The sequence below is a fragment of the Comamonas sp. genome (genome assembly GCF_036666375.1).
GTDB lineage: Bacteria > Pseudomonadota > Gammaproteobacteria > Burkholderiales > Burkholderiaceae_C > Comamonas.
The window spans coordinates 1-6,197 of record NZ_JAVWWA010000127.1 but is presented as its reverse complement, the minus strand read 5'-3'; the positions used below and the strand labels follow the sequence as shown (position 1 = coordinate 6,197).

Genomic DNA, 6,197 nt, shown 5'->3' with positions numbered 1-6,197 from the left:
GTGGCGCACCGCAAGGTGGCGGTCCGCGCCATGACGGTCCGCGTTCCAGCGGTCCGCGCGAAGGTGGTGGCCGTCAGGACGGACCCCGTGAAGGCGGCGGCTTCGGTCGTCCCGATGGCGCGCCGCGCTTCGAGGGCCGTGGCGGCCCGCGCCAGGATGGTCCGCGCTTCGAAAGCCGCGGCCCTGGCCGCGATGACCGTGGCGAAGGCCGTCCGTTCCAGCCACGTGTGGACGACCGCCGTTCGGGCGGCGGCGAGCGCGCGCGTCCCCCAGGCCGTTCCTTCGGCCCCGGCGCCGAGCGTGGCGGCCGTGACGAGCACAGCGACGAAGCACCGCGCCGTCCGTTCACCGGCATCCGCACCTACAACGTGCCCACGGGTGAAGATGCGCGCAAGATTCCCGTCAAGCGCCCGCCCCAGGCTGCAGTGACGCAGGAATCCGCGCCCGGTTCGGTTCGCATCAACAAGCGCATGGCCGACATGGGCCTGTGCTCGCGCCGCGAAGCCGATGACTGGGTTGAGAAAGGCTGGGTGCGCGTGAACGGCGAAGTCGCGGCCATGGGCGTGATGGTTCTGCCGTCCGACCGCATCACGGTCGACGAAGCCGCCAAGGGTGTGCAGGACCAGCAGGTCACCATCCTGATGCACAAGCCCATGGGCTATGTCAGCGGCCAGGCCGAAGACGGCCACACGCCCGCCGTGGCCCTGCTCAATGCACAAAGCCGCTGGAACCTCGACACCAGCGCCACGCGTTTCAATTTCGCGCAGCTCAAGGGCCTGGCGCCCTGCGGCCGCCTGGACATCGACTCCGTGGGCCTGCTGGTGCTGACGCAGGACGGCCGCGTCGCGCGCCAGCTGATAGGCGAAGACTCGGTGATGGAAAAGGAATACCTGGTGCGCGTGGTCTATGGCGACGTGCAGGTCAATGTCCAGGAACGCTTCCCCGCCGAGCAGCTCGCGCTGCTGTGCCATGGCCTGTCGCTGGACGACCAGCCGCTCAAGCCCGCCAAGGTCGACTGGCAGAACCCCGAGCAGCTGCGCTTCGTGCTGACCGAAGGCAAGAAGCGCCAGATCCGCCGCATGTGCGAGCAGGTCGGCCTCAAGGTCGTGGGCCTCAAGCGCATCCGCATCGGCAACGTCGTGCTGGGCAACCTGCCCGCGGGCCAATGGCGCTATCTGGGCGCCGACGAAAGCTTCTGAGCGGACCGCCGGCAGACTTGTAAATAGCCTGCCGCTGCCACTCCCGAAAATGCCTGGCAACTTGCCAGGCATTTTTTTATGGCGAACAGGAAAGCCCCATGCCCGCGCAGCAAGCGGTTCCCTATAGACGGGCTGCTGCATGCCGAATCAAAAGCGCTTCAACACTATTGCAACGCAATTTTGAAATTTCCATGGGCGCGCTGGAAACCCGGTAAAGTTGTTTCTTTTGCTTGCAGTTGTAATTAAATGAAAAAAATTCTCCTCGGCGCCTTGCTCTCCGCGATCGGCTGCGCAGCGTTCGCCGGCAATGCGGACTTCACCTTGGTGAACAAGACCGGCTACGCCATCAATGAAGTCTTCATTTCGCCGTCCAAAAAGTCCAATTGGGGCAAGGATCGACTGGGCGAGAACCAGTTCCTGAACGGGCAGTCGCGAAAATTCAAGTTCGGCGATACCAAGAATTGCAAGCAGGACATCCAGGTTGTCTTCACCGACAGCGGCGATGAGGTGGAGTGGGAAGACATCAACCTGTGCGAAGTCAACAAGGTCACCCTGAAGTACAACAAGAAGACGGGCGACGTCTCCGCGGAACTCGAGTGAAGAAAAGGACCGCCGCCGGCAGGCGCCGCGGTCTGTATCCATGCCAAGAAGGCTGCGCAAACCGCGCAGCCTTTTTCATTGGGCTCTGCGGCGCTCAGCCTGCAGCCGCGTGCCGCTCAGGCATCGCGGTGATCGGCCTCGCCGGCCTTCCAATAGCCCTTGGCGCTCACGCGCTCGCGCTCCAGGTCGCGTTCCTGCAGATAGTGTCCGCGCAGCGCCCGCACGGCTGCTGACTCGCCCGCGATCCACAGATAGCCCGGACCCGGCGGCAGGGGGCGGTACATCAGGCTTTGGTGCAGCGCCAGACCTGGGGCCTGGCCCGCTTCCAGCCAGGCCACCCGCAGCGCTGCCGGGCTTTCAATGGCCTGCTGCTCCTGCGGATGCGGAACTTCCACATACACCTTGGCCTTGATCGCGGCCGGCAGGCGGCGCGCGATCGCCTGGATGGCCGGCAGCGCTGTCGTGTCGCCCGCCAGCAGCAGCCAGCGCGCGTGCGCGGGCAGCGCAAACCCGCCGCTGCGCGGCCCGGCAATGCCCAGGCGCTGGCCCACGCGCGCCTGGCTGGCCCAGGCCGCTGCCGGGCCCGAGGCTGCATCGGCGCCGTGCAGTACGAAGTCCAGATCCAGCGTCCTGGCCTGGTGGTCCAGGCCGCTGATCGTGTAGGCCCGTCCTTCGCCCGAGGGCAGAAACACCTTGACCCAGGCCGCGGGGGCATCGATGCCCTCGGCCTGCAGCAGCGCGGCCACTTCCGCGCCGCCGACCGTGATGCGGCGCATGAGGGGCGTGAGCGCGCGCGCTGCCAGCACTTCGGCCAGCGCCGTCGCTGTTTTCGGGCGTGCGGACTCAGACATGCTGCACTCCCCGGTACGCGCTGGACAGCAGCCGCAAGGCCACCAGCAAGGACAGGGCCACGGCCAGCGCCCCGACCAGATAGACCGCCTCCACGCCCCAGGCGCCGGCAAGGGCTCCGGCCGCTGGCCCGGTGATGCCCAGCGAGATGTCCAGGAAGGCCACATAGGCACCCATGGCCGCGCCACGGCTTTGCGGCGCAGCCCGGCGCACGGCTTCGACGCCGAAGCCCGGAAAGGCCAGCGAATAGCCGAACCCGGTCAGCGCCGCCCCCAGGTAGGCGATGGACGCGCTGTCGGCGCCCCAGATCAGCAGCAGCCCCAGCGCTTCGATCAGCACGCATACCAGCGCGACGCGCGCGCCGCCCAGCTGGTCCGGCAGATGGCCGAACAGCAGGCGCGCACCAATGAACGCCAGGCCGAAGCAGGTGAAGGCCAGCGCGGCATTGCCCCATTCCATGGCTGCGAACAGCAGTGCGACAAAGGCGGTGATCACGCCAAAGCCCACGCTGGACAAGGCCAGCCCCAGGCCGGGCAGCCAGACCGCGCCCAGCACCTGGTAGAACGGCGTGCGGCGCGTGGCGCTGGGCGCCACCGGGCGCAGCCCGGCCACCAGCACCAGCGCCAGCAGCGGCGTGAGCACGGTGGCCAGGGCAATCCCGCCAAAGCCCCACTGCGCCTGCAGCGCCACCCCGGCCGGAGCGCCCGCGGCATAGGCGCCGTACATCGCCACGCCGACCCAGGCCATGACCTTGCCGGCGTTGTGCGGCCCGACCAGGCCCACTCCCCAGCTCAGCGCGCCGGTCACCACCAGGCTTTCGGCGCAGCCCAGCAGCAGGCGGCCCAGCAGCAGCACGCCGACCGACGTGGCGGGGGTGGCGACAAAGGCCAGCGAGGCGAGATACGCCAGGCCGGAGCAGGCCGCAAGCACCAGGCCGGCGATGACCGCGCGCCTGGCGCCTTGGGTATCGGCCATTGCCCCGGCCCAGGCGCGCGACAGCAGCGCCGCGGCGAATTGCGCGCCTATGACCACGCCGACCGCCAGCGTGCCCATGCCCAGGGTGTCGTGCAGGTGCAGCGGCAGCACCGGCAGGGGCAGGCCTATGGTCAGAAAGCCGACGAACACCGCCAGCGCGATGGGCAGCAATTGCCTCAAGACATGGGCCTTGGGGCTGGCCGCGGGAGGCGGCGCAGAGGAAGAGGGGGAACGCATGGGAAACTCCAGAACACGAGCAATTGCTCAATAACGCCTAGAATATGAGCTGTTACTCGCGTTGAAAACTCGCGTTTGGAACCCGCTATGCCATCCCTGCCACAACCAAGAAGGACGCCGCGCCAGGCCCGATCCCAGGCGCTGGTGGAGGCCATTCTCGAAGCCACGGCTCGCATTCTGGCCGAGCGCGGCTATGCCGGCACCAACACCAATCTGGTCGCCGAGCGCGCGGGCGTGAGCGTCGGCTCGGTCTACCAGTACTTCCCCAACAAGGACTCGCTGATCACCGCGCTGCACGAGCGCCATGCGGCGCAGATGTACGCGGTGATCGACAGCGTGCTGGCGAACAGCCAGCCGCGCACGCTGCGCGCCCACATCGCGGCCATGGTGCAGGCGCTGCTGGCGGCGCACCGCGTCGAGCCGGAACTGCACCGCGTGCTGGAAAAGGAGTTTCCGTTCTTCGACGCGCCCAAGGACCAGAGCCCGGCGGACAACAGCATCCAGCAGCGGGTGCGCGCTCTGCTGGAGCAGCATCGCGACGAGATCGCGCCGCGCAACCGCGATCTGGCCACCTGGGTGGTGCTGCAGACCCTGGACTCGCTGGTGCATGCGGCGGTGATCGATGCGCCGCAGCAGTTTGCGGCCGGCGCGGTCGAGCGCGCCATCGTCGAAGTGCTGATGGGCTACTTGTCGGGAGCTGCGCGCTAGAGGTGGCGAGAGCCGAAAAAAAAGAGCGCCGAGGCGCTCTTTTCTTCTGCAGCGGCGAAACTCAGGCTTCGCCGCGGCGCGCGAGCAGGCTGCGATAGATCAGCGCGCCGATGACGGCGCCGGCCAGCGGCGCGACCCAGAACAGCCACAGCTGGTCCAGGGCGACGGCCGGGCCGAACAGCGCCGGGCCGGTGCTGCGCGCGGGGTTGACCGAGGTATTGGTCACGGGAATCGAGATCAGGTGGATCAGCGTCAGGCACAGGCCTATGGCCAGGCCGGCAAACCCTTCTGCGGCGCGCAGCGCCGTGGCGCCGAGAATCACGATCAGGAACACCGCGGTCAGCACCATTTCGGTGACCAGCGCCGCGACCAGGCCATAGCCCGCGGGAGACGCTGCGCCAAAGCCGTTGGTGGCGAAGCCGCCGATGTCGGCGCCGGCCTTGTCCGTGGCAATCAGGTACAGCAGCGCGGCGGCCGCCACGGCGCCCAGCACCTGGGCAATCACATAGCCGGGCAGTTCGGCGGCCCGAAAGCGCCCGCCTATCACCAGGCCCAGCGAGACCGCGGGGTTGAAGTGGCCGCCGGACACCGGTCCAAGCGCGTAGGCGGCCGTGAGCACCGTGAGGCCGAAGGCCAGCGCCACGCCGGCCCAGCCAATGCCGACTTCGGGAAATGCCGCGGCCAGCACCGCGCTGCCGCAGCCGCCGAAAGTCAGCCAGAACGTGCCGACGAATTCGGCCGACCATTTGTTGAGATTGCTGTACATAGCAACTCCGCCTGCCAGGGGCAGAAACACCGGAGAAGGCGCCCGGAATCGCGCACCGGACCGCGCGTTCGGGGCCAGCGTCTGGTTTATAGCCGCGATAGGCGTTGACAATTGTCAAGCATCTTCAAGCGGGCGGGCCGGCCCTTGATAATGCCGGCCAAGGCCCCATGTGCAGCCTAGTTTGAAGTCGCAACCCGTCAGAAAATCCATTTCCACCTTATGAGCAAGCAAACCCATTCCTTCCAGGCCGAAGTCGCGCAGCTGTTGCACCTGGTGACGCATGCGCTGTACTCCAACAAGGAAATCTTTTTGCGCGAGCTGGTCTCGAATGCGTCCGACGCCTGTGACAAGCTGCGTTTCGAAGCGCTGAACAACACCGCGCTCTACGAAGACCAGCCACAGCTCGAAGTGCGCGTGTCGTTCGACAAGCAAGCGCGCACGCTGACCATTGCCGACAACGGCATTGGCATGAGCGAGCAGGAAGCCATCGAGCATCTGGGCACGATTGCCAAGAGCGGCACCAAGGACTTCATGCGCAAGCTCTCGGGCGACCAGAAGTCGGACGCCCAGCTCATCGGCCAGTTCGGCGTGGGCTTCTATTCGGGCTATATCGTCGCCGACAAGATCACCGTCGAATCGCGCCGTGCGGGCCTGCCTGCCGAAGAAGGCGTGCGTTGGGTCAGCGGCGGCACGGGCGAGTTCGAAGTCGAGCAGATCACGCGCGCCCAGCGCGGCACCGCCGTCACGCTGCACCTGCGCGAGGACGCCGAGGAATACCTCAACGCCTGGAAGCTCAAGCAGATCATCGGCAAGTATTCCGACCACATCAGCCTGCCCATCCTGATGGAAAAGGAAGAGTGGAA

General features: G+C 67.0%; 7 protein-coding genes. 4 read left to right on the top strand and 3 right to left on the bottom strand.

Translation table 11 applies throughout. The features are described 5' to 3' along the window. Positions 1 to 1,199: pseudouridine synthase (locus RR928_RS21850; protein ID WP_332684231.1), on the top strand; the 1,199-nt coding region annotated here is incomplete at its 5' end. 246 nt (positions 1,200 to 1,445) lie between these two features. Continuing rightward, positions 1,446 to 1,799, top strand: coding sequence for a hypothetical protein (locus RR928_RS21845; protein ID WP_332539957.1), 354 nt, complete (start codon positions 1,446 to 1,448; stop codon positions 1,797 to 1,799). Between the two features lie 116 nt (positions 1,800 to 1,915). On the opposite strand, the gene RR928_RS21840 is transcribed toward RR928_RS21845, so the two are convergent. Next, positions 1,916 to 2,650 (bottom strand): siderophore-interacting protein, encoded by a 735-nt coding sequence (locus RR928_RS21840; RefSeq protein WP_332539956.1) that lies wholly within the window; start codon positions 2,648 to 2,650, stop codon positions 1,916 to 1,918. Then, positions 2,643 to 3,860 carry an arabinose transporter gene (locus tag RR928_RS21835; RefSeq protein WP_332539955.1) on the bottom strand — a complete coding sequence of 406 codons (1,218 nt, stop codon included), beginning with the start codon at positions 3,858 to 3,860 and terminating at the stop codon, positions 2,643 to 2,645. The genes RR928_RS21840 and RR928_RS21835 overlap by 8 nt, the downstream gene beginning before the upstream one ends. Positions 3,861 to 3,947: 87 nt before the next feature. Between RR928_RS21835 and RR928_RS21830 the strand changes: the two genes are divergently transcribed. Beyond that, entirely contained in the window at positions 3,948 to 4,568 is a 621-nt protein-coding gene (locus tag RR928_RS21830; protein ID WP_332539954.1) for a TetR/AcrR family transcriptional regulator, read from the top strand. A 61-nt stretch (positions 4,569 to 4,629) separates the two neighbouring features. Here the strand turns inward: RR928_RS21830 and aqpZ are convergent, their stop codons facing one another. After that, a complete protein-coding gene (gene aqpZ, locus RR928_RS21825) occupies positions 4,630 to 5,334 on the bottom strand; it encodes an aquaporin Z (RefSeq protein WP_332539952.1) in 705 nt (234 codons plus the stop codon). Between the two features lie 219 nt (positions 5,335 to 5,553). On the opposite strand from aqpZ, the gene RR928_RS21820 reads away from it, so the two are divergent. After that, positions 5,554 to 6,197, top strand: a 644-nt coding sequence (locus RR928_RS21820) for an ATP-binding protein (RefSeq protein WP_332684228.1), incomplete at its 3' end; no start/stop codon positions are given.